This is a genomic window from Planktothrix sp. FACHB-1355 (assembly GCF_014748295.1).
GTDB classification, from domain to species: Bacteria; Cyanobacteriota; Cyanobacteriia; order Cyanobacteriales; family Aerosakkonemataceae; genus Aerosakkonema; species Aerosakkonema funiforme_A.
Map to the genome: position 1 here is coordinate 1 of NZ_JACJUP010001314.1, position 1,780 is coordinate 1,780.

Below are 1,780 nucleotides of genomic sequence, written 5' to 3' on the forward strand. Positions count from 1 at the left end.
TCATATGGTTGCAGGAGATGGGCAAGTTCTGTGCCAATTTGATAAACTAAGTTGATTTCTGTTTCCAGCCAATGACGCGATGAATTGCATTGTTGAACTACTAGCAAACCCCAGACTTTTTCATCCATCAGCAGCGGTACGCTCAAACTTGCTTTTACTTGCAGATTTTCCCGCAACTGCATTTGAGAAAGGGTAATTTCGCTGGCAGAAATGTCGTCAATTGCCACAACTTGCCGATTTAAATAATCGGAGGCTCGCTCACCTCCAAAACTACTGCTGGCAAGACTTTGGCCTAGAGATGGAGTCAATTCTCGATCGATCGCCTCCGCTACGACTACACCAAAGCTATCGCCGTTGAAGCGATAGATCAGTACTCGATCTGCTTGTAGGTGTTTGCGTACTTCGATCGCAGCCGTTTTCAGCTTGGCATCCCAGTCTTTAGCTTGGCGAATTCCAGATGCGATCGCAAATACTTTATCTCTTTCATTTTTAAATTGTGCCTGCACGGCTGCATCCCAAGTGGCTTTAAATTTGTGTTCCACGTTAGCCACTAGACTTTCCATTCGCAGCACTTTATTTTGGATGTCCGGAGTTTTCCATACTACTGTCTTTTCTAAGTCTGATTTTAAACTTCCGAATGCTGTCGCAATTATTTTTATAGGCGAGCTACCGTTTCCCTGGTTTCGCTCGCCTTTATTCCCATTATTTTCTTGTTCGTTCTGGTTAGTTTGGTAGTACGCAGTCATCGATTCAACCTCTGTAAACTTAAATGAATTAGCAATGTAGCGACCAATTAAATTGCAAATCTCAGATTTATAATTTTAAATCTATTTTCGATTTAATTTTTTTCTGAAATTTACAATTCGCCATTTATTCTGTGCATTTGCCAAAGGGGAGCCTGTGCGATCGCCTCCCCATTCAGTACCATCAAAACTTCGCTATTTTCGGTAATTAAATAACCTTGCAAATAGGGCATTACTTCAGGAGCAAATAATCCCATAGAAGGAACTTGCATTTGTTGGCTATCGTGCAATTCGATATCGTTTATTTGGGGCACGACTAATCCCAGAGACCGATCGTTAACTTGGATAGCGATCGTCATGAGATCCCCTCCAACTCCCCCTTTACCAGCAGAAGGTTCCCACAAGGTCGGAAATCCCACCAGCTGACCGATATCCACCAACCACAACATCTCCCCGCGCCAATTGTAAATACCCAAAACGCAAGTAGGCATTTGCGGAACTGGCAGAATTTCAGACCCAGGTACTCGCATCACTTGATAGATAATGTTAAGAGGTAGCAAAGCTTTACCCTCTGTTCCTAGCTGAAAGCGTAAAAACTTTTCATCCTCTGATGAAACTGGGGCTTTGGGAGGAGAAGCAACGCGAGCAAGTGCAGAACCTTTTTTTACAGAATCAATCATAATTTTTGTTAATTGGGCATTGGGCATCGGTCACCCGATGCAAGGATTTTGGATTTTGGATGCCAGGATTTTGGATTGGCTTGGCCTTGAAATAATGACTACTTAATTAGTTGTCTAATTGTACGCAGCAGTTCTGTCTCCTCTACCGGTTTTGGCAAGTAGGCGTCCGCACCCAACATATTGGCCCACATTTTGTCCACATCAGTATCTTTTGTGGAACAAATGACTACCGGGATTTCGCTAGTGTGCGGGTCGGTTTTAATTTCTCGGCACAGTTCAAACCCACTTTGACCCGGCAGGACGACATCAAGAATGATCAAGTTTGGCTTGTGCGAATGCAGTTTTTCCTGAGCTTCT

The 1,780-nt window shown here is 43.5% G+C and carries 3 protein-coding genes; all 3 read right to left on the reverse strand.

All coding sequences use genetic code 11. The features are described from left to right. Positions 1-746 (reverse strand): GAF domain-containing protein (locus H6S82_RS31920; RefSeq protein WP_191057400.1); only part of this gene is annotated, 746 nt, incomplete at its 3' end. Between the two features lie 110 nt (positions 747-856). Next, a complete protein-coding gene (locus H6S82_RS31925; RefSeq protein ID WP_190465628.1) occupies positions 857-1,423 on the reverse strand; it encodes a chemotaxis protein CheW in 567 nt (188 codons plus the stop codon). Between the two features lie 98 nt (positions 1,424-1,521). After that, positions 1,522-1,780: response regulator (locus H6S82_RS31930; RefSeq protein WP_191057401.1), on the reverse strand; the 259-nt coding region annotated here is incomplete at its 5' end.